Source organism: Chryseobacterium wanjuense (assembly GCF_900111495.1).
Taxonomy (GTDB): domain Bacteria; phylum Bacteroidota; class Bacteroidia; order Flavobacteriales; family Weeksellaceae; genus Chryseobacterium; species Chryseobacterium wanjuense.
The window spans coordinates 1,772,730-1,799,037 of sequence record NZ_FOIU01000001.1 but is presented as its reverse complement, the minus strand read 5'-3'; the positions used below and the strand labels follow the sequence as shown (position 1 = coordinate 1,799,037).

At 36.8% G+C, this 26,308-nt stretch carries 21 protein-coding genes; 18 read left to right on the top strand and 3 right to left on the bottom strand.

The genetic code is table 11. The annotated features are described in order from the left end of the window. Position 1: 1 nt before the first annotated feature. The 16 genes from BMX24_RS08135 (at position 2) to BMX24_RS08060 (ending at position 20,427) form a co-directional block, all read left to right on the top strand. Positions 2-970: an SDR family oxidoreductase gene (locus tag BMX24_RS08135; protein ID WP_170835670.1), complete on the top strand. Its 969-nt coding sequence runs from the start codon at positions 2-4 to the stop codon at positions 968-970. A gap of 25 nt (positions 971-995) precedes the next feature. Further along, positions 996-2,288, top strand: coding sequence for a nucleotide sugar dehydrogenase (locus BMX24_RS08130; protein ID WP_089791531.1), 1,293 nt, complete (start codon positions 996-998; stop codon positions 2,286-2,288). A gap of 194 nt (positions 2,289-2,482) precedes the next feature. Next, complete coding sequence (locus BMX24_RS08125) at positions 2,483-3,772, top strand: hypothetical protein (protein WP_139176783.1); 1,290 nt, start codon at positions 2,483-2,485, stop codon at positions 3,770-3,772. Then, complete coding sequence (locus tag BMX24_RS08120) at positions 3,769-4,866, top strand: right-handed parallel beta-helix repeat-containing protein (protein WP_089791529.1); 1,098 nt, start codon at positions 3,769-3,771, stop codon at positions 4,864-4,866. The genes BMX24_RS08125 and BMX24_RS08120 overlap by 4 nt, the downstream gene beginning before the upstream one ends. A 50-nt stretch (positions 4,867-4,916) precedes the next feature. Continuing rightward, the gene (locus BMX24_RS08115; protein WP_262485635.1) at positions 4,917-6,104 is read left to right on the top strand and encodes an oligosaccharide flippase family protein; all 1,188 of its coding nucleotides are present in this window, start codon (positions 4,917-4,919) and stop codon (positions 6,102-6,104) included. Beyond that, entirely contained in the window at positions 6,101-7,129 is a 1,029-nt protein-coding gene (locus BMX24_RS08110) for an ATP-grasp domain-containing protein (protein ID WP_089791527.1), read from the top strand. The genes BMX24_RS08115 and BMX24_RS08110 overlap by 4 nt, the downstream gene beginning before the upstream one ends. 373 nt (positions 7,130-7,502) lie before the next feature. After that, complete coding sequence (locus BMX24_RS08105) at positions 7,503-7,721, top strand: hypothetical protein (RefSeq protein WP_089791526.1); 219 nt, start codon at positions 7,503-7,505, stop codon at positions 7,719-7,721. Continuing rightward, on the top strand, positions 7,718-8,887 hold the full coding sequence (locus tag BMX24_RS08100) for a glycosyltransferase family 4 protein (RefSeq protein WP_089791525.1): 1,170 nt from the start codon (positions 7,718-7,720) through the stop codon (positions 8,885-8,887). Before BMX24_RS08105 ends, BMX24_RS08100 begins: the two co-directional genes overlap by 4 nt. Before the next feature lie 8 nt (positions 8,888-8,895). After that, the gene (locus tag BMX24_RS08095; protein WP_089791524.1) at positions 8,896-9,762 is read left to right on the top strand and encodes a glycosyltransferase family 2 protein; all 867 of its coding nucleotides are present in this window, start codon (positions 8,896-8,898) and stop codon (positions 9,760-9,762) included. Then, on the top strand, positions 9,759-10,937 hold the full coding sequence (locus BMX24_RS08090) for a glycosyltransferase family 4 protein (RefSeq protein ID WP_089791523.1): 1,179 nt from the start codon (positions 9,759-9,761) through the stop codon (positions 10,935-10,937). The genes BMX24_RS08095 and BMX24_RS08090 overlap by 4 nt, the downstream gene beginning before the upstream one ends. Before the next feature lie 285 nt (positions 10,938-11,222). Further along, entirely contained in the window at positions 11,223-11,825 is a 603-nt protein-coding gene (locus tag BMX24_RS08085; RefSeq protein ID WP_089791522.1) for an acetyltransferase, read from the top strand. Between the two features lie 488 nt (positions 11,826-12,313). Continuing rightward, a complete protein-coding gene (locus tag BMX24_RS08080) occupies positions 12,314-15,421 on the top strand; it encodes a SusC/RagA family TonB-linked outer membrane protein (protein ID WP_089791521.1) in 3,108 nt (1,035 codons plus the stop codon). A 10-nt stretch (positions 15,422-15,431) separates the two neighbouring features. Then, positions 15,432-16,970, top strand: coding sequence for a RagB/SusD family nutrient uptake outer membrane protein (locus tag BMX24_RS08075; RefSeq protein ID WP_089791520.1), 1,539 nt, complete (start codon positions 15,432-15,434; stop codon positions 16,968-16,970). A gap of 181 nt (positions 16,971-17,151) precedes the next feature. Continuing rightward, positions 17,152-17,634, top strand: a complete 483-nt coding sequence (locus tag BMX24_RS08070; protein WP_228404731.1) for a cupin domain-containing protein — start codon at positions 17,152-17,154, stop codon at positions 17,632-17,634. A 194-nt stretch (positions 17,635-17,828) separates the two neighbouring features. Further along, positions 17,829-18,443 carry a response regulator transcription factor gene (locus BMX24_RS08065; protein ID WP_089791519.1) on the top strand — a complete coding sequence of 205 codons (615 nt, stop codon included), beginning with the start codon at positions 17,829-17,831 and terminating at the stop codon, positions 18,441-18,443. Positions 18,444-18,825: 382 nt separating this feature from the next. Continuing rightward, on the top strand, positions 18,826-20,427 hold the full coding sequence (locus tag BMX24_RS08060; RefSeq protein WP_089791518.1) for a tail fiber domain-containing protein: 1,602 nt from the start codon (positions 18,826-18,828) through the stop codon (positions 20,425-20,427). A gap of 561 nt (positions 20,428-20,988) precedes the next feature. Here BMX24_RS08060 and BMX24_RS08050 read toward each other — a convergent pair. After that, entirely contained in the window at positions 20,989-22,284 is a 1,296-nt protein-coding gene (locus BMX24_RS08050) for a hypothetical protein (protein ID WP_139176781.1), read from the bottom strand. A 34-nt stretch (positions 22,285-22,318) separates the two neighbouring features. Continuing rightward, positions 22,319-23,038, bottom strand: coding sequence for a hypothetical protein (locus BMX24_RS08045; protein ID WP_089791515.1), 720 nt, complete (start codon positions 23,036-23,038; stop codon positions 22,319-22,321). A 318-nt stretch (positions 23,039-23,356) separates the two neighbouring features. Here BMX24_RS08045 and BMX24_RS08040 point away from each other — a divergent pair, with 318 nt between their 5' ends. Beyond that, on the top strand, positions 23,357-24,814 hold the full coding sequence (locus tag BMX24_RS08040) for a tetratricopeptide repeat protein (protein WP_089791514.1): 1,458 nt from the start codon (positions 23,357-23,359) through the stop codon (positions 24,812-24,814). A gap of 84 nt (positions 24,815-24,898) precedes the next feature. On the opposite strand, the gene BMX24_RS08035 is transcribed toward BMX24_RS08040, so the two are convergent. Continuing rightward, on the bottom strand, positions 24,899-25,639 hold the full coding sequence (locus BMX24_RS08035) for an SDR family NAD(P)-dependent oxidoreductase (RefSeq protein WP_089791513.1): 741 nt from the start codon (positions 25,637-25,639) through the stop codon (positions 24,899-24,901). 84 nt (positions 25,640-25,723) lie between these two features. Between BMX24_RS08035 and BMX24_RS08030 the strand changes: the two genes are divergently transcribed. Next, the gene (locus tag BMX24_RS08030) at positions 25,724-26,104 is read left to right on the top strand and encodes a winged helix-turn-helix transcriptional regulator (RefSeq protein ID WP_089791512.1); all 381 of its coding nucleotides are present in this window, start codon (positions 25,724-25,726) and stop codon (positions 26,102-26,104) included. The last annotated feature ends 204 nt before the right edge of the window (positions 26,105-26,308 follow it).

The following is a 26,308-nucleotide window of genomic DNA, read 5'->3' as shown; positions in this document are numbered from 1 at the left end:
AATGCAGAAAATTTTAATTACAGGGGGAGCAGGATTTATCGGTTCCAACCTTACAGAGTATTTTTTAAATAAAGGTTATTATGTTGTCTGCTTAGATAATTTTGCAACAGGACACCGTCATAATATCGAGCCTTTTCTTCAAAATCCAAATTATAAATTAATCGAAGGAGATATACGTGATTTGGAAACCTGTCAGCAGGCAGTGGAAGATGTAGATTATGTACTGCATCAGGCTGCATTAGGCTCAGTTCCAAGGTCGATTAAAAATCCTATTACGAGTAACGAAGTGAATGTTTCAGGGTTTTTGAATATGCTGGTTGCCGCGCGTGATGCTAAAGTGAAACGTTTTATCTATGCCGCTTCATCGTCTACATACGGTGATTCTGCATCGCTTCCAAAAGTGGAGGATGTCATCGGAAGACCGTTATCACCTTATGCCATTACCAAATATGTCAATGAATTGTATGCTGATGTATTCGGAAAAACCTATGGGATGGAATGTATCGGATTACGATATTTCAACGTATTCGGGCGCAGACAGGATCCTAACGGAGCTTATGCGGCTGTAATTCCGTTATTTATAAAACAATTAATAAATCATGAATCTCCTAAAATCAACGGGACAGGAGATTATTCACGTGATTTTACTTATATCGATAATGTCATCCAGATGAATGAACTGGCGATGCTGACTGAAAATCCTGAAGCGATCAATACAGTTTATAATACAGCAGTCGGTGATCGTACGACATTAAACGACCTGATCGGATATCTTAAACAATATTTAAGTGAATTCGATGAAAAAATTGCCGGTATTGAAGCGACTTATGGCCCAAACCGTGTCGGTGATATCCCGCATTCGCTGGCGTCGGTGGAAAAAGCAGGAAAATTATTAGGATACAAACCTACCCATACTATAGAAAAAGGCTTACAGGAAGCTATAAGTTGGTATTGGGAAAATTTAAAATAATAAAACATTTCTAAAGTAAATCTTTGTGGAAAAACAATATAAAATAGCCGTTATCGGCTTAGGATACGTAGGTCTTCCTTTAGCCCGATTATTTGCAACCCGATTTCCGGTTGTAGGTTTTGATATCAATCAGAAAAGAATTGGTGAATTGAAAACAGGAACAGACAGTACACTGGAAGTAGAAAACGATGTGTTGGAATCTGTATTGATACAGGAAAATCCTTTTCATCAAACTGATAAAAACGGATTGTTCTGCTCTCATGATATCAGCGATATTCAGGATGCGAATATTTACATTATCACGGTTCCGACTCCGGTTGACCAACATAACCGCCCCGACCTGACACCTTTGTACAAAGCTTCGGAAACGGTAGGGAAGGTTTTATCTAAAAATGATATCGTAATCTATGAATCTACGGTATATCCGGGAGCAACTGAAGAAGAATGTATTCCCGTTCTGGAAAAGGTTTCAGGATTAAAATTTAATCAGGATTTCTTTGCAGGATACTCGCCGGAACGTATCAATCCCGGAGATAAGGAACATACGGTAGAAAAAATATTAAAAGTAACTTCCGGTTCAACACCTGAAATTGGTGAAATCGTAGATGGTTTATATAAATCTGTGATTATTGCAGGAACCCACTTGGCACCGACAATCAAGATTGCGGAAGCAGCCAAAGTAATTGAAAATTCACAGAGAGATATTAATATCGCTTTTGTTAATGAATTAGCAAAAATTTTCAATCTTCTGGAAATTGATACCCATGCGGTTTTAAAAGCTGCCGGAACGAAGTGGAATTTTCTACCCTTCAAACCAGGATTGGTAGGTGGTCACTGCATCGGAGTAGATCCTTATTATCTGGCTCAAAAGGCTCAGGAAAACGGTTATCACCCTGAAATCATATTGGCAGGACGTCGTCTTAACGATTCAATGGGGCAGTATGTGGCTTCACAGCTGGTAAAAACCATGATCAAAAAGAAAATTAATATAAATGATGCCCGTGTTTTAAACTTAGGGATAACATTTAAAGAAAATTGCCCTGACGTGAGAAATACCAAAGCAGTAGATGTCATTCAGGGGCTTGAAGATTACGCTTTACAGGTGACTACTTTTGATCCTTGGGCTGATCCTGCAGAGGTACAGCATGAGTACGGTCTTACGGTTGTCAACGAGGTTCCGGAAGAGAAGTTTGATGCGATCATTCTTACCGTAGCACACAATGAATTCAGGAATTTAGACCTACGTAAGTATTTAAAAGAAGAAGGGGTAATTTATGATGTAAAAGGCGTGCTGGAAGTATGTGATTCCAGATTGTAATATGGTAAAGTTGAGGATAGAAGGTTTTTAAGCTTTTCTATAGTTCATCCGAATTTGAAATTGTAATGCATTAGTATTTATTTAAGTAAGAAGGAAGCATTGTATTGAGCATGGAGGTAAATAAATCATTCAAATTAGTTTTATTCGCTTTTAGTTTTTTGTTTTTTTTCATAGGTTTTTTAATCTATGGAAAGGTGAATAATGCTTCTTATCAGGATGTTTATTTTTTACCGGTGGGGCTGGGCTTTTTCACATTATTTATCTCAAATATATTTGTTAAGCTCAAATCTTATTTTATTTTCTGGATCATTACAATTCAGCAATTGATACGGTATATTGTTATTCCATGTCTTTTTTTGACTACTGATAAACTGAGATTTGGAAGTACGACAATTAATGAGCCTTATGCTGTTGCTATGATGTTGGTAGAGCTGTTGTTTGTATTAATAGCTTATCATATCTGTACGTATTCAAAGGAAATTAAAGCAGAGAAAAACCAGTTAAAATTTTTACCGCTTAATACCGTGAATACCGGCTTATTTGTTCTGTTTATATTAATTATTGCTTTAAACAGGAGCTTTTTGCAGAAATTAAGTTTCGTATGGGATATTTCAACCTATTTGAAGCTGAAACTTTCCGGTGACCTCGAGGCTATTTCTCCGTTGGTAAGTATCATGTTCCCTGTGATGAGGGCGTATATCGTTCTTTTTATTTTTTCGGCAATAGATTCGTTTAAGATAAAACAAGGAACAAAGCTTGCCCTTTCAATACTCGTTGTATTGATGAATGCGACGATAATTGTGGGGATCAGCCGATTCAGTATTGTGTATGCTACTTTTCCGCTGGTACTTTTATTAATTTATTTTTACCCGGTTTACAGGAAAAGAATCCTTACCTATACTTCTGTGTTCTTTGGAATTATATTGTTGCTGGCTTCAGTGGCTAAATTCTCAGAAAATACAAAAAAGGCGGATGTCGGTGGGTTTTTCAGTCTTCATGATCTGAATGCTTATTTTGGAGGGGTGGCCAACTATGCGATAGGATATGATTCTTATAAAAAAAATCAGGTGAATCCTTTTGAAAAGTATTATTATTTTGTATCGGATATTACGCAGAATATTCCTGTATTGTCAAGGTTTTCCAATGATAATTATAAGACAAATATTAAATTCAATAATGAGATCTACGGAGCGGGACGTTCCAGAGATCAGATTGTTCCGGTTTCGGTAGCAGGATTGTATCATTTTTCGATTTATTTTTTTTATATCTATATATTTATTTTAACGCTTTTAGCCTTTAGATTTGAAAGAAAAGCTTATTCTACCAATTCGGCAGTATTGTTTTTTTTATACATCATTCTGGCTTTTGGCTGTGCGACTTCCATGATGATTAATATAGGTTCTATTTCTGCTACATTATTTATCAATTTAGTGGTGTTTATACCATTCTTTACAATGATTAACAAATTAAATGTAACAAAATGAAAAAGGTAATATTCTTATTTTTTGCGTTAATGTATTTTTTGGGAAACAGTCAGCAGTATGTACAAGACCGTTTTTCAGGCTATGCAACCGTTAAAAGTCAATATTTTAAAACAACGAAAGATCTTACGTCGTACCTGCCAAAAGGCTATTCTAAAAACGGGGACACAGATTATACCGATTATATACAAAAAGGGATCAACGAAAATACTGTGTTGATCATGCCTGATTTTCCTGTTTTGGTTAATGAAAACGGATTGGCTTTAAAATCAAATCAAAAAATTCTGTTTCAGAAAAATTCAAAACTGATCATGAAGCCCAATGCAAAAGACCGCAACGGTATTCTTAATTTGTTTAATATTCAAAACGTAACGATTTATTATCCAACACTTATCGGGGACAAACACAAACATTTGTCGACCACCGGAGAATGGGGAATGGGAATTTATATTTTGTCCGGAAGCAATATTAAAATCATCGGAGCTTCCATCGAAAGCTGCTGGGGCGACGGAATTTGCATCGGCGGCAGAAATAATATCAGTTCTTCGGATATAACACTAAAAAATACCATCTTAAAAGACAACCGCAGAAATGGTCTTACCATAGGAGGAGTTACCAATTTGGTGGTAGAAAATGCCTACATCGCCAATACGTCCGGACATAATCCTCAGGCGGGGATTGATGTTGAGCCGGACAGTAATAATTACGAAGTAAAAAATGTAAAGCTTACCAATATAGAAACCCAGAACAACGGCAATTACGGAATCGTAATTTCTCCCGGAAGTATAGTTGGAAAACAGCAGAAAGCCATTTCAATTGCCATCAATAATTTTAAAGATAATGGATCTAAAATAGGCTTCGGGATGGCGGTTACCAGAGATAAGCCAAATGCAGGATTTCCTCAGCTGAGCGGAAATATCAGTGTGAATAATTTTTCTTCACAAAACAATGCAACTGCGAAATTCAGGTCATTTAAAGGGGCTCCGCATCAGGTAAATGTGAATATCGATCTGCAGAAAATAAATCCAGCTTCAAAAAATGCCAACGGCTTTGGTCAGAAGTTTAAAAATAACGACGAAACGATTACCTTAAAGTAATGATTAACAGGATAAAAAAGATTTTTAACACCAAAGATAAAAAAGCATTGTTGGAAAACTTTGTTTCATTATCTGCATTGCAGCTCATAGGAATGGTGCTGCCTCTGATCACGTTGCCTTATATTTTAAGGGTAATTGGGTTCGAAAAATATGGAGTTATTGTCTTTTCGGCATCGTTGATTGCTTATTTTACGGCACTTACGGATTATAGCTTCAAGATTACGGCGACCCGCGATGTGGCTATCTACAGAGACAGCCCGAAAAAACTGAATATTATTTACAGTAAAGTTTTAACAATTAAGGCTTTGTTTCTATTGCTTTCATGGCTTGTTATTGCATTAGTAGTTTATTTTTATCCGCCTTTTTATGAAAATAGAGTCATTTATTTTTATACAAGTTTACTCTTATTAGGATATGCTTTATTTCCAGAATGGTTTTTTCAGGGGATTGAGAAAATGCGTTATATCACTTATTTAAATTTAGGCATTAAGCTTTTTTTTACCCTATGCGTTTTTATTTTTATTAAAAAAGAAAGTGATTTCTGGATTTATCCTCTGCTTCAAAGTGCCGGATATATCGGAGCAGCTTTAGTAGGACAGTATTTATTGATAAAAAAATATAAACTGAAGTTTATTTTTCTGCCCTACAAAACGGTTATTAAAACAATAAAAGTGAATTCACCGATTTTCATCAATCAGTTTGTTCCTACGTTGTATAATAACACCAGTACGTTTGTGTTGGGGATCTTTGGAACAGCACAGTTAGTGGGTATTTATCAGGCTATTTTAACGATTATAAATCTAATTGTAGCCTTAATTGAAATTCTTTCGCGTGTATTTTTCCCTTTTTTAAACCGAAGAAAAGATGCTTTCCAATGGTATAAAAAAATGATGCTGATCATGATAACCGTAATGGTAATTGGGGTGTTGGCTTTTAATAAAGTAATTTTCTGGTATCTGAATGTAAGCTATGATAATGCCTTCTGGATATTGCTGATATTGGCGATTGGTTTGTTTGGATATACGTTATATAATGTTTTTGGGCTTAATTATTTTATTGTACACCGTCAGGATAAACTGGTGATGAAGAATACATTATTTGCTTCCCTTTTGGGATTTGTTTTAGCCTATCCTTTGATCCATTTTTACTCTGTTTTAGGGGCTGCTATCAATTTATCATTGGCAAGATGTGTAATGGGTGGAGGATTATATTATAAATTTTTTAACAGAAAGAAATGAAGATAGGAATACATCATCGTAAAGGAAGTTTTTCTGATCGCTGGATTGAATATCTGGAGGAGAAAAAGATACCTTATGTGATATTGAATGCTTTTGATAATGATATTATTAAGCAGATAAAAGACAATGGGATAACGCATTTTATGTGGCATTTCAATCAGAATTATTTTGAGGACATGCTGCAGGCGAGAACCCTGTTCAGATCTATTAATCAGATCGGGATAAAAACATTCCCCAATGAAGAATCTTACTGGCATTTTGATGATAAAGTGTCACAGAAATATCTTCTGGAAGCCCTTGATATTCCATTAGTAAAATCAGATGTTTTTTATCATCAGAACGAAGCTGAAAAGTATATAGAAAATACCTCATTTCCGAAAGTTTTTAAACTAAAAGGAGGTGCAGGATCCATCAACGTAAAACTTGTAAAAACAAAACAACAGGCCAAAAAGCTGGTGAAACAGGCATTTGGTCGTGGGTTTGACGCTTTCGATTCCTGGACGGTCTTTACGGATACCATCGAAAGGTTCCGGAGACAAAAAACACTTCACAATTTTCTAAGAATTATAAAATGGGGAGGGAAAGGCATTTTTGTAGACAAACAATATAAAGTTTTTCCCAAACAGAGAAACTATGTCTATTTTCAGGAGTTTATTCCGAACCTGAGCTATGATATAAGGCTTATCGTTATTGGTAATAAGTGTTATTATTTAAAAAGGAATACCCGAAATAATGATTTTAGAGCTTCCGGCAGCGGAATGCTCGAATTTGCTCCGGGAAAATTCAATTTAGAAGCTGTAGATATAGCTTTTAAAGCGGCTCGGCAACTTAATATGATATGTGTGGCGTATGATTTTATTTTTGATGAAAATGATCAGCCATTGGTGGTAGAGATCAGTTACGGGTTTCAACCGTATGTTTATGATCAGTGCTTAGGTTTTTATGATAAGGATCTAAAATGGAATAAAACAGATGTTAATTTAGAATACGAAATTGTCCACAGTTTCTTAAATGCATATTCTTGAATAATAAAGAATTATGGTTAAAAATATGAATGTTTACAAAAATTCATATTGGATTTTTTATTCTAATATTTGTGATATATTATTTTTTCGTATATTTGTTTTGAAAGTAGTAAAATAGTAATCTAAATAATGGTTTTGCGAGAAATAAATTTGCAAGATTGTATTATTTAGTGAATAACATTTTTGTATCATTTCTACTCGTATCTGAACACACAGTTTTGAAAAAAAATCATTTTTATTAATGAATTAATAACGATATTTTCAGCATTAATGGCTCTGAAAGTGTGGTATTGGTTTATTCATATTTGCCTTAAAAAAACTATAACCTCAAATTTTATCAGATTGCAATAATAACAATGAAAGTGCTATAAAAATGAATATAAGTTTCCTTGAAGCCGTTCAGATTTTTGGTGTTCGCAAAAGTGCCATAAAATTAGAAAGACGACTACGTGAAGAGGGGTCACCAAAAGTAAATTTCTGTTACAATGTTCAGTCTTATTCTGAAAAGGATACAGGCTCGAATTTGCATGAAGCCAAGTCAAATTTTGAGTATGAAACTATTGATGATTTTAAAGAAATAAATTTCTCATGAAAATATTATTTGTTGAAGCTGTTCAGAACTATGGGGGTGCAAGAAAAAGCACCGTAGAATTGGCTGGGCGGTTACAGGAAAACGGACATGGGGTGAAAATAATAGATTTCTGGGGAACCTGCGAACCTTTCGTACAGGCAATGGAAAAGCGTAATATCAGCTATTCTATTCTTGACAAAAGGCAAACTCCGTTCATATTGGCAAGCAGCAATAAAATTAAGATGCTTTCTAATTACATGAAATATCTGCAATTGCTAAGTGCTTACAGAAAAAAAATAAAACTACTGATCAATGATTTTCAGCCGGATCTTGTGATTGTGAATAATACCAAAACATTATCCATATTATCGAAATCCGGAAGCTATAAAATTGCATTTTTTGCAAGAGGATGGTTTTTACCACGAACAGTTAACCGCTTTAATACCATTTTAATTAAAAAATTAACGGATATCTACATCGGAGTTTCGCAATCAACGAGACAGGCCATTTTCTCAGGAGGTTTTGCCGCCCTGGAAGATATTTATACGGTACCGAATGCCATAGATTATACCGGGTTTTTAAATGACTTTAAAGACAGAGAAAATATCCCGAACTGGAGCGATGACCAAGCGGACAGACCTTTTGTAATCATGCATTGTGGTGGGTTTTTACCGTCAAAAGGACAGCATATTACGATTGAAATTGCGAAAAAGCTTAAGCGTGATAAGGTAAGGTTTAAAATTCTGTTGGTAGGAATTATTTATCAGGGAGATGCTTCTCAGAAATATTATGATAAGATTTTAAAGCAGATTGAGGAAGAGCAGCTTCAGGAATATTTTGAAATTGTACTGAATAAAAGTGACGTTCTGGAGTATTTCGGGAAAATGGATGTTTTACTGCATCCCTCATCTACAGAAGGATTACCACGTGTTGTGATGGAAGCAATGGCGTTGGGAAAACCGGTGATCGGTAATGCTGTAGGCGGAATGACAGACTATATTCTACACGGATTTACAGGATATCTCACCAATTTTAATTCTATTGAAGATTATATAAAGTATTGCGGTCTTTTGCAAAAAGATAAAGAACTGTACGGATTTATCTCCAATAATGCTTCCGGGCTTATAGGGAAATGCTATACAACAGATAATCAAATAGAACAGTTGCTGAAAATTAAGGTCAAATAATTAGGAGTATGAAGAATGAAAGAATTGCAGTAGTAACTCCCGTTTATAATGGTGCAGAAACGATTGAAAAGTCAATCAGGTCACTATTGGATCAAACTTTTGATAGCTGGGTGAATGTTATCGTAAATGACGGATCTACCGACGAAACCAGAAAGATCCTGGAAAAATATCAGAACGATGAGAGGTTTTATATCATCAATCTGGAAAATAATGTGGGAAGGGGAGCTGCAAGAAAAATAGCACTGGAAAAAGTAAAGGAAATTGATGCGAAGTATATGTGTATGCTGGATGCAGATGACCTTTATTACTCGGATAAGCTGAAATGGCAATATGACTATATGGAGCTTCATCCGGATATAGCATTGTTATCTTGCTCGATAGGATATATTGATCATGATAACAAGCTTGTAGGTGTTCTGGAAACATTTGATAAAGAGCAGATTATGGAATTTGATCATTATATCAATTATAAAGCAGTTCCGCACGCATGTTCCATCATCAGGCTTTCCGAAATCGGGGAGGTTACATTTGATGAAAAACTGTTGTTGGGTCAGGATCAGGATTTTATGATCAGAATGTTGATAAAAAAGAAGTATGCATTTATTCCTAAGATAGGATATTTATATAACAGAGCTGATTCTTTTTCTTTTAAAAAGTATAAAAAATCATTACATCTGGCTTTTTATGCTAAAAAGAAACTGCAATTGGGAGCATTGGATTTATTAAAAATATACATTATCAACCAAGTGAAAATAATGTATGTGGGGATACTTTGCCTTGTAGGAAAGGAAAAGATTTACCTCAATAAAATAGGGCGCCCGACGCTTCAGAATGAATTACAGGAACATCAAACTAAATTAAGAATGAAGGTATGACAAAAAATGAGAAAGTAATTCGCACATCAACAGTACCATTGTCCTTAAATCTTTTATTAAAAGGACAATTGAAATTCTTAAACGAATTTTATGAGATTGTAGGAATATCTTCAGAAGGCGAGTTACTTGACGAAGTAAAGCAGAGAGAAGGTATCAAAACGATTAAAGTGAACATGGAAAGAGGAATCAGTCCTTTAAAAGACCTGAGTTCTCTATATAAGTTGTATAAAATTTTAAAAACAGAAAAGCCGGTCATTGTACACTCCATCACACCTAAGGCAGGGCTTTTAACGATGCTTTCAGGGAAAATGGCAGGAGTTCCTATCCGGATTCACACCTTTACGGGGCTTATTTTTCCCACCAGAAAAGGGCCGGTGCAGAAGCTTCTTATTAATATGGACAGGCTGCTGTGTTCAGCCGCCACTCATGTTTATCCGGAAGGGGAAGGCGTGAAAAAAGATTTGATTAATTACAAAATCACTTCAAAATATTTAAGAGTTATCGGAAATGGAAATGTAAACGGGATCGACCTGAATCATTTTTCGTCCGAACAAATTTCCGAGGAGCAAAAAAAGCTTTTAAGAAAAGAATTGAATATAGAAGATAGTGATTTCGTCTTTGTCTTTGTAGGGCGTTTGCTGGGAGATAAGGGAATTAATGAGCTGGTAGAAGCATTTACGCTTTTAAATAACAAAGATTCAGAACGCAGATCCAAATTATTGTTAGTTGGTCCGCTGGAACACGAGCTGGATCCTGTACGTCCCGATATTTTAGAAGAAATTAAAAATAATCCGGATATCATATCGGTCGGTTTTCAGAGTGATGTTCGTCCGTATTTTGCAATTTCTCACGCATTGGCTTTCCCAAGTTATCGCGAAGGATTCCCCAATGTAGTGATGCAGGCGGGAGCAATGGGATTGCCGAGTATAGTTTCAGACATCAACGGATGCAACGAAATTATCATGGAAGATCAAAACGGGGTCATCGTTCCGGTAAAAAACAGTGAAAAGCTTAGCCAGGCCATGGAAAGAATAAAATCGGACACAGCGTATTATCAAAAATTAAAAACGAATGCCCGCCCGATGATTGAATCTCGCTACGAGCAGTCAGAGGTCTGGAATGCCGTATTGGCAGAATACAAAAAACTAATTAAAGAAAGAGAATATCGTGTATAATTTTTTTAATGAATTATAGACTTTAGATCTCAAAAAAGAAGACACAGAAGCCCGGAATTACAGACTGGGCGCAGGGAAATGAAAGAAATATGATTTCCCGGACGATGAAATTTGAATTAGAGATATGATACAGAGATAATGTATCATTTGCAAACAAACAGATTGCAGAGTGATGTTCCTTACTTGAAAAAGAGTAATTAAAAAAGAAGGCATGAACCAGGCACAACAAGCTGTGGTAGAAGCTTTAAGAGGAAATTATTAATTTAAATTAAATGTAGTTAGAATATGTATTTATACGGAGCAAGTGGTCATGGTAAAGTAGTGGCAGAAGTCGCTGAAGAATGTGGTTATAATATTGATGCGTATATCGATGAAAACCCATCGAAAGATAAACTCCTGAGTTATCCTGTTCTTAATGAAATTCCGCAGCAAGAGATAGAAATACTTATTTCTATAGGACACAATAGAATAAGAAAAAGAATAGTTGCACAAAACGAACAATTCAGTTATGCTACATTGATCCACCCAAAATCGATCATTTCTAAAAGAGTAAAGATCGGGGAAGGAACTGTTGTAATGCCAGGTGCCACCATAAATGCAATAGTAAAGGTGGGAAAACACTGTATTGTGAATACCAATGCATCTATTGATCATGATTGTATCCTCGAAGATTTTGTACATATCTCACCAAATGTCGGACTTGGTGGAAACGTTTATGTAGGCGAAGGAACCCACGTCGGAATCGGAGTAAATGTCATACAGGGAATAACTATCGGAAAATGGTGTACCATTGGAGCAGGAGCAGTTATCATTAGTGATGTCCCGGACGGTTGTACGGTAGTAGGCAATCCCGGAAGAATAATAAAAAGTAAAAGTTTAAAAATTTAAAGATTAAGTAAGTAAAATTTAAAAATTGTAAAAAAATAAAATTAGAATAAGATTGTCTTTTCCCAACAAAAGTAATCTCTAATAAACCATTCTAATTATAACCCATAAACTTTGTCAAAGTTCTAAACTTTGACAAAGTTTTTAGTTTTCAAAATACTCATCATTGACCTCAATCTAAGCTTCATTTAAAAAAAATCTTTAATTCTTCGAAAATCATCCATTTTCACCTTTTCTTTCTTGACCTCCTAAATATTCATTAAATAAATTATTTGCATTAATAAAGAGGGGTAAAATTAATTTTTTTAATCATATTTCTCATCGAAGAGAATAATAGCAGGTAACTACAGGATAGCAGAATTTTTCTATAAGTATATTTTTATAAAAACAAATATTGAAAGCTCACTGGATGCTTTTACTAATTTTTGATTTGATACATTGAAAATATTTAAAAGTTATGATAATTTCTTTAAACAATTAATAACTTAAAAATGAAAAATTCTATAATAATTTTAGGTCTTTTAATCAGTACGACAGGTCTTGTTTTCGGGCAGGAAAAACAGGTTACCGGTATCATCTTAGGCCAGGATGAAAAGCCCCTGCAAAATGCCGTTGTGAAACTCAATAATACTTCTCAGGAAGTGGCCACCGATACCGACGGAGCTTTTAGTATCAAGGTTTCAGAGGAAGTTAATAAGCCTGTCTTGGCTATTTCTCACGAGGGATATCTCAATAAAACGGTTGATATTTCCAATCAGGAAAATGTAAAAATTACTTTGCAGCCAACACCTGACAACAAAGTGAATAACATCGAAGAAGTCGTTGTGATTGCTTATGGTACGCAAAAAAGAGGGGAAGTTACAGGTTCAGTCGGCAGGGTCGATGCTCAAAGTTTTAAAGATCGTCCTATTGCGAGGGTTGATCAGGCACTGACCGGTCAGATTGCCGGAGTGAAAACCCGTTCGACAACGGGAAAACCAGGCGAACCGCTGGAAATCCGAGTGCGTGGAACGGCTTCCATATCGGCAAGTAATTCACCGGTTTACGTTGTAGACGGGATGGTTGTCGACGATATGGCCAATATTTCACCGGACGATATACAGTCGATTGAAGTGTTAAAAGATGCGGCATCCACCGCAATGTACGGTTCGAGAGGTTCTAATGGGGTCGTGATCGTAACCACAAAAAAAGGAACATCAGGAAAACCCTCATTTAGTTTTTCCCAATATTACGGTGTTCAGACGATTGAAAAGAAGCTGGATATCATGAACAGTTCAGAGTGGATTGATTTTGCCACTGAAGCGATTAATAAAAGATGGGTCGCTTTAGCTCCGGGGAATTCAGCGTCAGACAGTTATGCGGTGAGGGCAAATTATTTTGGTTTGGCAAATGCTACCGATTATAATCTCGCTAATATCAATTACATGATCGATCCTCGATGGGGTACCAATCAGGTGGCTAATATCGATTGGCAGGATGCATTTTATCGTCCCGCAGCCATTCAGAGTTATCAGTTGGCAGTTCGAGGGGGAAGTAAAAATGTGAAATATATGATTTCCGGAGCGTATTTTGATCAGGAAGGTCTGGCAATTAATACAGGTTTTAACAGATTTAATTTAAGTGCCGTTATCGACGTCAATATTTCAGATAAATGGAAAGCCGGAATTGCATTGCGACCAAGCTATTCTCAAAGTTACGGAGCCACCGTCGATGGAAAAGACAATCTAGCCCATAAAATGTTGTCAATGGTTCCTGTAGCGGAAGTGAGCGCCGGACTTTACACCAATTTCTGGAAAAATACGAGATACAGATGGGCGGGTTCTACTCAAAGTCCGATCGGGGTGATGGAGGAAACGACCAATAATACCAACGAATTCAGATTATTGTCGAGTTTGTATGTGTCTTATGATATTTTACCGGATTTAAATATTAAAATTTCAGGAGGGGCAACGAATAATTTTAACCTTAACAACGGCTATACCCCGACTTTCGATCTTATCACCAATATACCGGGGCAAGTGAGTATTGCAAGCCGCAGAACGGTAAATTACAACAGATATTTGGGCGAAGCTTTATTAAGCTATAAAAAATCTTTCGGAGAACACGATATCAATGCTATTGCGGGGTACAGTGCAGAAAATTACAGAACAACGACTCAGTACAATCGAAATAAAGGCTTCCCGAATGATGATTTGGAAACGTTTAATTTCACGCAGTCGGCATCTGTGCTCAATTCTGAGTATACCGCTGCAGAATGGATGCTGATCTCTATGTTTGGACGTGTCAATTACGATTACAAAGAAAAATATATGGTATCGGCGAGTATTCGTAGAGACGGTTCTTCCAGATTCGGGTGGAACAATCTTTGGGGGACATTTGCTGCATTTGGAGCTGGCTGGAAAGTAGATAATGAAGAATTTTTAAAAGATGTAAAATGGCTGAATAACCTTAAATTCAGATATAGCTGGGGAGAAAATGGTAACAATTCAATCGGTGATTACAGGGCATTCGGAACGCTTTCGGGAGGAAATTATTCATTTGGAGGAAGTTTGTCAAACGGGTTAATTCCCAACACCATTCCCAATCCTGATCTGACTTGGGAAAAAACACAATCCTCGGATTTTGGTTTTGAACTGGGACTTTTCAACCGAATAGATTTTACGGCAGATTATTATATTAAAAAAACAAAAGACCTTCTTTTGGAACAGCCGATACCTGCTGTAACGGGATATACAACGATGTGGAAAAACGTAGGATCGGTTCAGAACAAAGGCTTGGAATTGGAATTAACCACAAAAAACTTAACAGGTGCCTTCAGATGGAATACTTCGGCCAATATTGCTTTCAATAATAATAAAGTATTGCAGCTGGGTACTGATAATGCCCCTATTTACACAGGTTTCAGCAACAGTACAAATATCATAAAAGTAGGCGAGGAGCTGAATTCATTTTACCTGTATGAAGCCATTGGCGTACTTTCAACAGCAGACATCAACAATGCAAGTGTCGCTAAAACGACTGGGGCAATCGCAGGAGATGTCAAATACAGGGATGTGAACGGAGACGGCGTTATCAATGAAGAAGACCGTCATATCATTGGAGGTCCGACTCCTGATTATTATTGGGGTTTCACGAATACTTTTTCATATAAAAATTTCGATCTTTCTATTTTCTTTCAAGGGCAGAAAGGAGGTTACAGTTATGCTTTATTAGGTCGTGCAATCGATCGCACAGGGATGGGAACTACTGTCAATGCCATGGGAAATTGGGTGAATCGCTGGCGTTCCGACGAAAATCCCGGAGATGGAAAAACACCTAGATTAGACGGAACCACAGGAAGCCTTCTGGATACAAGATGGCTGTATGATGCAACGTATATTCAGCTTAAAAATGTGACTTTAGGATATAATTTCGATCAGGATCTGGCCAGTAAATTAAAAATTTCAAATCTGAGAGTATATATCAGTTTAGAAAATGTCTGGAGAAAAGACCATTACTACGGCGGTTACAACCCCGAATCCGTACAATCCGACGGAACCGACTACGGAGCTTATCCTAATGCAAAGGTGTATATGATGGGCATCAACTTTAATTTCTAAAATTTTAAAAATGAAAACAACGTACAATAAAAATATTTCTTTTTTTCCATTAAATTTTAAAACTTTTGGAAAAGCATTAATCTGGGGAACATTAACATTAGGAGCAATAAGCTGTGAAAAAGACCTGATGCTGGAGCCCGAAAATAATATTACGCAGACCTCTTTTTACACCACCGAGCTACAGATTCAGCAGGCGTTGTCGGGAGTGTATTCTGCAATGATCAATTCTTCATCCAGAGGAGGTTTTGATGTTAATTTTTATTTACTGGCATCGGAAGTTCGTTCCAATAATTTCAACGCCATTTCACAAAACGGAAATAGAGATTATTATGCGATCAATCGTTTTCAGGATACCTCTTCAACGGAAGAAGTGGAGGTTCTTTGGGAAGACGCTTATCAGCTTATTTCTTATGCAAATAATATTTTAGCAAGAATTGATGCCGTTCCTTTCAATGATCCGGCGGTCAGGGAGCAGTACCGTTCCGAAACGCGTTTTTTAAGGGCATATGCGTATTTCGAACTGATGCGCAATTTCGGAAAAGTCCCTTTAATAGACCATCCGGTGAGCCCTGAAGAAGCAGCTACAATACCAAGAAAGGATTTAACATCGCTTTATAATTTTATCACTTCAGAAATTGAGGCCTCTGTAGCAGGTTTGAAAAATGTCTACGATACAGGCAATAAAGGGAGAATAACAAAATCGGCTGCTCATGCGATGTTGGGCAGAATGTATCTTACAGGGTACGGCTATCCTCTCAACAACAGCTCTTATCTGCAAAAAGCAAAAGAACATTTGTATGCTGTGATTCAGGTGGAAGGACAGTATGTGACGTTTGCAGCGAATTATGCAGATTTGTTTAAAAGTGTAAATGATAACAAATACCATATTTTTGAGATCCAGCATATCAGTGGCGGGTTGTCGCAGGGTTCTTATCTGCCGAGCTACGTTTCACCTACTTTTGGGTCTGCCGATCCTTTGTATAATGCACAGGGAAGTTTATACAGTTCTGCCGAACTAGGTGTTTCCCAATCGTTGATCAATGCTTATGAACCGGGAGATTTAAGACGCCCGTTAACGGTTAAAACTCAGTTTATCGCTCAAAACGGACAACCTGATAATGCCAATTATTTTGTAAAATTCCGTGAGCCGGGAATTGCCCTGACCAACCGCTACGACTGGCCGATCAACTTTCCGGTTATTCGGTACGAAGATGTTCTTTTAATGTATGCAGAAGTTTTGAATAATGAAGGAAATACTGGTCTTGCTGTTCCGTATGTGAACAGAATTCGCCAGAGAGCCGGTCTGGCTCCGCTTTCTACGTCTATTTCAGGCAGCGATTTCACTACGGCACTTCGTAAAGAGAGAAGAATTGAGTTTGCCGGAGAAGGGGTTTACTGGCATGACTTGGTTCGCTGGAATATTGCGGCAGATGTGATCAATCAGGCAGCTGCGGATCTTAATTATAATTTTACCATTACAACGAAAGATTATCTGTATCAGATTCCTTTATCGCAGATTCAGGTAGCGGGATACGAACAAAATCCTTAAAATCGTTTTTTTTAATATAAATATTTCATCATTGAAATGAAGAGTTCTGTACAGGGACTCTTTTTTTATTTAATATAAATGAATTTGATATAAATCAGTGACTTATAAATGTGATATAGGTCACGCAATCCATCGCGGGATACTGCTGTACTTTGAGGTATAATTTTTAATACTTATCATTATGAAAAAGATAAACAAATTTGCACAGACAGTATCTTTTGTCGCATTGCTGTCTGCAACCGTTATCAAAGCTCAGAGTTTAACAGAAACTAAGTTGGGAGAGATATTTCCTGAAGACATACAATGGTCGTCATTTCCGGCTTTTCCACCTGAAGCTCGGCTCTCAGTGTTAGTCGGTGATCCGAAAAATGCCGAATCTTATACGGTGCGCGTAAAAGTTCCCGCAGGATTGAAGCTGATGCCTCATATTCATCCTGAAAACCGTATTTATACCGTTATTTCAGGGGTGTTTTATATCGGGATCGGTAAGGAATTCGACCCTTCAAAATTGAAAGCCTATCCACCCGGAAGTGTGATTACTCTTCCCGGAAATACGCCACATTTTCATTGGGCAAAATCCGGTGAATATGTGACACAGGTAAGCGCAACCGGGCCGTTGGGAATAAATTATATCCACTCAGAAGATGATCCCAGAAATAAATAGAGGTTATTTTAAGTTTTTAAGACAAAATCTTTTTTATTTAAATTAAAAATGAGAATAATTATAGTAATTTTATCAGGCTAATAAAGGATTCGATTAAAAATTTACTTTAATGAAATTTCTTTTTATTATTTTTAAATTGACTAAAATATTCTTGCAAAAACAGTTACTAAATCCCTGCTTTTAAAAAATACATTATGAATAAAAGAGTTTTAATAGCAGATGATCATTTGGTGGTAAGGCTGGGCATTTCAGTAGCCTTACAAGCTGAATATCCCGACCTTATCATTGATATGGCAGAAAGTTATGAAGAGGTGATGGTTTCTTTGCAAAATCACAACTATTTCCTCGTCATTCTTGATATCAGCATGGCGGGAATACAAAGCACACGGATCATTTCCGAACTGAAAAATATTCAGAAAGATGTTAAGATTTTAATATTTACATCTTATGACCAGAACATTGGTTTGCAGTACATCCGCAAAGGTGCAGAAGGGTATCTCCATAAAAAATGCAATGAGCAGGAACTTAAAAACGGGATTAAAAATATGTTTGAAAAAGGATGTCATTATCCGTCTCAACTGATTCCCGAGCTGGTAAAAAGTTCCAGGGAAACTCCCGTGCTGGAAAGCCTTACCAAAAGGGAGTATCAGATTTTTGAGCTTCTGGCGGAAGGCGGCGGAAACCTTGAAATTTCAAACCAGTTAGGAATTAAAGAAACTACCGTAAGTACGATTAAAAGGAATATTTTTAAAAAAATTAAAATTCAGAACATCGCAGAATTAATAGAAATGCACAGCAATTTGCATTAGCTTAAAATTATAGTTTACATTCAATATACAATCCCTGGTTTTTCTTCAGGGATTTTTTTATTTTATAAACTGTTGTTTTTTAAATGGTTTCAATGGGTTTCACCTTTGGTGTATAATTTTTTCTACAAAAAAATGGCAATATTACTACAGGGAAGTAACAAAATTTCTACAAACTTTATTTATTCAACGCTTAGGGAAAAATTAGCTTTGTAAGAATAAAAAACGCCTCACCATGAAAGAATACAATTGTCATTTTTCTTCTCTTTTAAGCTTTTCGATATAATTAAAACAGATCCTGTACCAATCATCGGATACAGGGGTTTCAATTTTATTTTCAGACAGCAATTATACAGGAAATATACTAACTAAAAACTCTAAGATCATGTTTAAAAATTTTACTACGTTATCAGTAGCTGCAGCATTGCTTTCATACGGTATTGCTTCTGCACAAAGTGTCGGCGTCAACATGGATAAACCCGGCTCTACGCTGGATGTAAACGGTTCTTTGGCCGCAAAATATACGGCTGTCACTGCTGCAACCTATGCAATGACTTCCGCAGATTTCCATATTTCATACAACGGAACCGCAAACGCTACTTTTACCTTACCGGTGGCGATAGCGGGAGAGGGGAATTTCAAAGGGAGAATGTACACCATTAAAAATAATACTGCTTTTACGATTACAGTAAATCCCGCAGCTTCAGAAACCATTAACGGAAACGCCAGCATGACGGTTTCACCCAACCAAAGCCTGCAACTAATTAGTACAGGGCTTACAGGAGCAGCTTCTACATGGGACATATCAGGAAATAACTCATCGGTAACAACTGCAGTAACGGCAAGTAACGGATTGACGGCTGTCGGCACCGATGTGAGACTGGGCGGAACGCTTTCGCAAAATACATCCATCAATTATGGTGATAAATCGTTATACTTAAGCAGTAATGTAAACAATTTCGGGCTTACCTCAATCGGTAATGTGAATGCCGGAACCAGTGCCGCTGCACTTTTACAGTTTACAAATAATTCTACGGGTACTCTTAATATGTTTCTTAACTCATCCACGAGAACTGCAGACGGAGGTGCCAATGCTGCAACGATAAACAATACGGGTGGTCCTTTAACGGTAGCCGGAAATAACAATATCGCACAGCTCAAACTAAGCACAGCCGGCGGTGGCGAGTATTTCTTTAATGGAACAAGAAGGCTTCAGATCGATGGTGACGGAAGCATCAATACTTACGGAGCTTCTTCCAATTTTTTTAATTCTGTTAATGGACCTTTGAGTTTAAGGGGAAATAATTCATTTGCCCAATTTAATGTCGGTTTTAATGGACTTCAATATTATTACAACGGCGGAAATTGGATGAATGTGGATGGGAATGGCGATATTTATATGAACAGACCCGAAATATCTGAAACCAGTGGTGGAAATAGAATTTCAGCTACAGCAGGTCATCTGGATTTAAGTGGCTATAATACCCTGAATCCGGCTCAGCCTACTCAGATTTATTTGGGTACCAACGGGTTTAAGTACAGATACAACGGCAACACGCCCATGTGGATCGACGGTAACGGAACGGTCTATGCAGCAGGAGGTTTTGTCAATACTTCCGATATGCGTCTGAAAACTCAGATTAAAGAAATTAACTATGGTCTCAAAACTATTTTAGCCTTAGAACCGAAACAATATGAAATTTCTGACAATACAGAGATTAAAAACGGAAAACCCGCTGTAGATCCCGAATTGAATACTCAGCATAAAATCGGTTTCCTGGCGCAGGATCTTTATAAATTGGTTCCCGAAGCGGTGCACAAACCAAAAGATGACAGCAAAGAAGCCTGGGCTGTGGATTATGCCGTACTTGTCCCGGCCTTAACAAAAGCCATTCAGGAGCAACAGGCAGAAATAGAACATCAAAAAATAAAAATCAAAAAGATGGAACTTGAAATGCAGGCCGTGAAAAAGAAATTAGGGCTGTAAAAACAAAGAGACATGATACATATTAAATTTTTTCCCGATAACCTGAAAATAAAAATTAAACTTCTATCAGCCGAGAGATTCTAAAAACACAAGAATTTTTGTAAAATTAATGAGACATCCCTCAGTTTTCATTAATAATAAAATACAGATACATCAATAATTGTAATGTTTGGAAGTTTACATTTATTATTTTTTTAATACGTTGAAAAGCCTGCACACAGCGGGCTTTTTTATATCTCATATGATAATTTTTAATAATAAAAAAAACCGGAAACTTCACAAAGGAAATTTCCGGCTCAAACCAAATCCAATCACTAACTAAAATTTGAAATGAATAATTTTGTTTTTGTAAGTTCCTGCCAGGTTGAGATATTGTATATATAATTTGTATTTTTTTACAGGAACATACTTTTATGTTATTGTATTTAAAAGACAGCAGGGGCATAAGTATGGCTTGATAAGATTTTGCCCCTGTGTCCACAAACACTAAATAAAAACTGAATTATGTGAAGAATTTCTGTATATTTTATTTAATTAAAAATAAATTTTAAAGTAAAGGAGCTATAAAACATCTCCTACACAAAAATTGAAACTGCTTCCGTTTTGCTGGTTTGTTGTTTCCAGTGCAGTAATATCAATTTCATCAAACCAAACGCCTCCGATATTGTAAATAATACCTGTTCCGTCCACTGTCCAATTCCAGTTATTCAGTGACTTCACTTCCACCTGATTGCTGGCTGGTTTAGTAATCTGGAACTGATCGTTACATCCTCCCACCGGGGAAACCGTTACGGTAGGAGAAACTGCGACACCTTTATATTTTAAAGTAAAAGTGAACGTTTCTCTGGCATGTGTTCCGGCTTGTATTACCTTAAAATTAGTTACTCCACGACTGAATCTAATCTTCATTTTGGTATTCTGACTTCTATCGTCACCCAACCAGTAAATGTCTGCAGGTGTTAAGCTAATCCCGCATCTGTTCGGGCCATTAGTAGAATGTTTTACATTACCATAATCTGAAAAAGTAGCCGTAAGGGAAGTCCCTTTTACAGTACCTGTAGCACTTTGATTGTTAGTCTTGTATGGCAATCTCCAACCTGTACAGTTAGCCGAAAGATCCGGTGTTGGCGGTGTTGTGCCACAGCTGCCTTTCCAGGCCTGGGTATTCCAGTATTGCATACAGTTGAGACTGGTATTGTAAATGGTAAGCCCGGCTAATTTGGGATTGATGGCATCTCTTTGCGCAGTTGTCATTCTTGGTGGGAGAAAACCTTTATTTATAGAATTTAATTCTAATAAAGCTGCGGAGTTTGGAGAAGGCGCTCCGATTCCGGCATTTCCGTTTCGGGTAAGCACCATTCCCGGTTCGCCATCAGCAGCCGAACCTGCATGTATCTGAAGGGTATTTGAGCTTACCCCCAATCCGTAAAAAGATGATGCTGTTGAGGTATTGTAGACCGCAAGTTTCTTCCCCGCAGGATTATTGGTTGCACCGGGAGCATCACTTCCCAGATCTATTCTGTTTTGAGGAGTCGTGGTTCCTATTCCCAGATTCCCATCAGATGTCATTGTAGCTACGGTTCTCAATACCTGATCGTCTCCGTAAGTTCCCTTACCGTTGCTTCCGACATTAAATTGCAGACCGTCTTCCGCACTCGAAGCGTTAATGGATGCTTTCCTGTTGTCCACCTGAAGCCAGATATTTTCCCAGCTTCCTGAGTTTGCTCCTGTTTTCATTCCTAACGTATTTCCGACAATGTCTAAGGAAGCCTTAGGATCGGGTGTTTTTATCCCGACCTGCGAGTAAAAGGATGCAGAGACCAGTAATAGTGATAGAATAATTATATTTTTTTTCATTCTGTTGATGTTTACATTATTATTAATCATTCTATTATTGGTAATTGATCCAGGATGAACCGTTCCAGTACTGCATAATGTTTACAGTCGTGTTGTAAATCATGAGTCCTGCAGGCTTGGGATTCACGGCGTCTCTTTGGGCTGTTGTCATTCTTGGCGGAAGAAAACCTTTGTTGGTAGAAGCTAATTCCAGAATTGCACTTGAGCTTGGGGAGGGTGCTCCGATTCCTACGTTACCGGATTGGGTAAGCACCATTCCGGGTTCGCCATCAGCAGGTGAACCTGCATGTATCTGAAGGGTATATGAGCTTACTCCCAATCCGTAAAAAGAAGATGCTGTTGAGGTGTTATAGACCGCGAGTTTTTTTCCCGCAGGATTATTGGTTGCACCGGGAGCATCACTTCCAAGGTCTATTCTGTTTTGAGGAGTCGTGGTTCCTATTCCCAGATTTCCATTGTGCGTCATTGTAGCTACGGTTTTCAGTGTTTGGTCATCTCCGTAAGTTCCTTTGTTATTGCTTCCGACATTAAACTGTAGACCGTCTTCTGCACCTGAAGCATTTACGGCAGCCTTTCTGCTGTCCACCTGAAGCCAGATATTGTCCCAGCTTCCTGAATTTGCACTGGATTTCAATCCCAGCGTATTTCCTACAATGTCTAGATCTGCCTTAGGATCAGGGGTATTGATTCCTACCTGAGAGTAGGCAAAGGCTGAAACTAATAGTGCAGGTAAAATAATTACATGTTTTTTCATTTCTTAAATTTTTTACATTCTTAAATTTTTCTTTCTTGTGTGTTTAGAATCGTATCTCCAAAACAGGCTTTCTGTTTTTTCGAAGTATCATTGATGAAAATGTGAGGGCAAAATTATACTGATGGAAGAGGAAAACTTCTACTGCAGTTATACGTCATGTTTTTAATTTATTTAAAATCAATTAATTATAAATATTTTTGAAGTACAGTGGTAGAGTGAAAAAAATTCTATTTTTATATGATTTAATGTGAAAAAAAATTGGGTTTTGATAGATTTTTATTATTTTTTCATAAAATATTCTCTGGTAAAATCATTAGGATGGTCAAAAACTATTTCATAAAACTCTTTTTAATGTCTACGGTGCTTTTTATGGTTCCGTATCAGGCACAGACGTATAGTATATTTGAACTCGACAGCATTACCGAGATGTATAAAACAAAAGGAGATATAGAAAAGGCGGTAGATTTTAACCAAAATGCTTTAAAACAATACAGGAAAAATGATAATCGGGAAGGAATCATTGCCGTAAATATTAATCTGGGAAACCTTCTCTGCACGCTTAATCAGTATAAAGAAAGTATTTCTTATCTGGAAGAAGCCAAATCTGAAATTTCAAAAACTAAAAATCCTTATTTATATGCAAGGCTTTATAATGAATTCGGCAGAGATTATTCTTTGTTGGGTTTATTTGGGAAAGGAAATGAAAATCTTGATAAAGCCATCGGTTATGCACTGAAAGTTTCGAATCAGAAAAAGAAAAAACATCAGCTTTATTTCAGCTATACGTGGAAATGGTACAATTTCGAATACATGAAAAAAATGGATTCTGTATACAGTATGCAGAAAAAATGCCTGGAAATTATTCAGGAGCCGATCATTTATGTAAAAGCAGCGGGAAGATTTATCGACGAAAAAAAACATCTGGATTCTGCAGAATATTATCTGAATAAAGCAATTCCTCTATTTGAAAAAAGTCCGGCAGACCAAAAAGCGCTTACTTTACTGCTTTTCGGAGATCTTTACACAGAAAAGAAAGAATATCAGAAGGCTTTGGATTATTATTTTCAGTCTCTGGCCATTTCTCAGAAAATGAAACGCAGGGATCATATAAGAAATGGATATGAAAGAATTTCAAAAACTTTTAAAGCTCTTAATAATCAGGAAAAAGCCGATGAATATTATAAAAACTATTCCTTTTTGAATGACAGTATCAATGCAGGAGAGAAGAGAGTGCTTCATGCCATTGTAGAAAAGTTAGACGAAGAAAAAAAACAGGAAGAAAGCAATAAAACGAGGCTTTTCATTTTAATTTGTGTTATTTCGGCTGTATTTGTAGGTTTACTGTATTTCCTTCGCAAAGCTTATCTCGAGAAACAAAAGAAAAAAGATAACCTGATTGAACAAAAAGATGAATTGATAGAGAAAAAAGACCAGCTAATAGAAAAACATTCACAGGAAACGTCTCAGTTGAAAAAGAAAATTAATACCAAATTTCCACAACTGATCAAACTTGCAAAAAATAATGATCCTTTTTTTATTGTACGCTTCAAAGAAGTCTATCCTGAATTTTATGAAAAACTGATGTCTCAATACCCCGATCTTACAGACAGTGATCTGAAAATATGCGCCTTTATAAGGCTTAACCTTACTAATAAAGAAATAGGACAATATGAAAATGTCACTTTACGTGCTGTGGAAACAAGAAAATACAGGCTAAAAAAGAAGCTGGGAATTGCCCCGGAAACAGATCTTATCAAATGGATTCAGGAATTTTAATTCTTATTTATTTTAGACATTTTTAAATAAAAAAACAGCAAATAATTACTACTTGCTGTTTATTTTTAAGCTTTTATCTGTCTTTTATGCATTAAAACCACCATCCACAGTCACAAACGAACCGGTGATAAATCCGCTTTCTTCGCTGGCAAGGAAGGCAACGGCATTGGCAATATCTTCAGATTTACCATATTCTCCTGTCGCCATACGGGTTCTAAGGAAATCTGCAAACTCGGTATTATCAGGATTCATATCTGTATTAATAGGTCCCGGCTGTACAAGATTTACCGTGATCTTTTTTGGTCCCAGATCACGGGCAAGTCCTCTGGTGAAACCTTGTAACGCAGATTTACTCATTGTATAAAGTGTAGTTTGTGGCCCGATCGAATTTTCAGCCATATTGCTTCCAATTGAGATGATGCGGCCACCTTGCGGCATGTGTTTTACAGCTTCCTGAGATCCCAGGAAAACCGCTCTCACATTGACATCCATCGTAGATTGATAATCTTCTGCTGTATAATTTTCAAATGGTTTTCCTACATAAATTCCTGCATTGTTTACCAAAATATCGATCTTTCCAAATTGTTGAACGGTTTTTTCAATAACGTTTTGTAAATCAGAAGGGTTGGAGCTGTCGGCAGCAAAAGCAATGGCATTTCCTCCATTATTTTTAATATCGTCGGCCAGTGCTTCTGCTTTTTCTGCAGAATTTTGATAAGTAAATATTACATGAGCGCCTTCAGCAGCAAGTTTACGGGTGATGGCAGCTCCTATTCCGCGAGATCCGCCGGTAACAACAGCAATTTTGTTTGATAAATTTTTCATTTCTTTTTTTATGCAAATGTAGAGGGTAATTTATAAATTTGTAAGTACTGATGAAATTGTTAAGTACTAACAAAAAAGTAAGAAATGAGAAAGACGACATCTACGAACGCTATCAATGAAAAACTCATTATCGACGGTTGTGGTATGGCCAGAGCATTAAGCATTGTCGGTGGCCGATGGAAACCCGCCATATTGTGCAGATTAAAGCATAATACGATGCGCTATGGCGAATTAAAAAAATCTATTGAAGGGATTTCGGAACGTATGTTGGTTACGCAGCTTCGGGAATTGGAAGAGGATCAGATCATCGAGAGAATCGTCTATCCGGAAGTTCCGCCTCGTGTAGAATACCGTTTGACAGACCTTGGAAAAACAATGAACCCGATGTTGGAAGCCATGTCCGATTGGGGAAATATGCACCGCGAAAAAGTAGGGGATAAGGCACCTGCATCCGTAGATATTTAGTTTTAAGACAAATTAAATTTTCTTTTCTTAACAACACTAGCTTCTTTTAAAGCAAAGAGGTTGCATTATCTTTTATTTAAATTAAAATCAGAATACTCAATACCTAGGTGGTTATATTTTTTATTAATTTTTATTTTTAAGTCTTTTCTGTTGAAAAAATGGGAGTGAAAGAGGTCATCAATTTCATTAAAAAAGACAGGATTT

Bases quoted from the DNA above. Each gene is read 5' to 3' on its own strand.
- BMX24_RS08135 (WP_170835670.1), top strand. From the start codon at position 2: ATGCAGAAAATTTTAATTACAGGGGGAGCAGGATTTATCGGTTCCAAC.
- BMX24_RS08120 (WP_089791529.1), top strand. From the start codon at position 3,769: ATGAAAAAGGTAATATTCTTATTTTTTGCGTTAATGTATTTTTTGGGA.
- BMX24_RS08110 (WP_089791527.1), top strand. From the start codon at position 6,101: ATGAAGATAGGAATACATCATCGTAAAGGAAGTTTTTCTGATCGCTGG.
- BMX24_RS08105 (WP_089791526.1), top strand. From the start codon at position 7,503: ATGAATATAAGTTTCCTTGAAGCCGTTCAGATTTTTGGTGTTCGCAAA.
- BMX24_RS08100 (WP_089791525.1), top strand. From the start codon at position 7,718: ATGAAAATATTATTTGTTGAAGCTGTTCAGAACTATGGGGGTGCAAGA.
- BMX24_RS08095 (WP_089791524.1), top strand. From the start codon at position 8,896: ATGAAGAATGAAAGAATTGCAGTAGTAACTCCCGTTTATAATGGTGCA.
- BMX24_RS08090 (WP_089791523.1), top strand. From the start codon at position 9,759: ATGACAAAAAATGAGAAAGTAATTCGCACATCAACAGTACCATTGTCC.
- BMX24_RS08085 (WP_089791522.1), top strand. From the start codon at position 11,223: ATGTATTTATACGGAGCAAGTGGTCATGGTAAAGTAGTGGCAGAAGTC.
- BMX24_RS08080 (WP_089791521.1), top strand. From the start codon at position 12,314: ATGAAAAATTCTATAATAATTTTAGGTCTTTTAATCAGTACGACAGGT.
- BMX24_RS08075 (WP_089791520.1), top strand. From the start codon at position 15,432: ATGAAAACAACGTACAATAAAAATATTTCTTTTTTTCCATTAAATTTT.
- BMX24_RS08070 (WP_228404731.1), top strand. From the start codon at position 17,152: ATGAAAAAGATAAACAAATTTGCACAGACAGTATCTTTTGTCGCATTG.
- BMX24_RS08065 (WP_089791519.1), top strand. From the start codon at position 17,829: ATGAATAAAAGAGTTTTAATAGCAGATGATCATTTGGTGGTAAGGCTG.
- BMX24_RS08060 (WP_089791518.1), top strand. From the start codon at position 18,826: ATGTTTAAAAATTTTACTACGTTATCAGTAGCTGCAGCATTGCTTTCA.
- BMX24_RS08050 (WP_139176781.1), bottom strand. From the start codon at position 22,284: ATGAAAAAAAATATAATTATTCTATCACTATTACTGGTCTCTGCATCC.
- BMX24_RS08045 (WP_089791515.1), bottom strand. From the start codon at position 23,038: ATGAAAAAACATGTAATTATTTTACCTGCACTATTAGTTTCAGCCTTT.
- BMX24_RS08040 (WP_089791514.1), top strand. From the start codon at position 23,357: ATGGTCAAAAACTATTTCATAAAACTCTTTTTAATGTCTACGGTGCTT.
- BMX24_RS08035 (WP_089791513.1), bottom strand. From the start codon at position 25,639: ATGAAAAATTTATCAAACAAAATTGCTGTTGTTACCGGCGGATCTCGC.
- BMX24_RS08030 (WP_089791512.1), top strand. From the start codon at position 25,724: ATGAGAAAGACGACATCTACGAACGCTATCAATGAAAAACTCATTATC.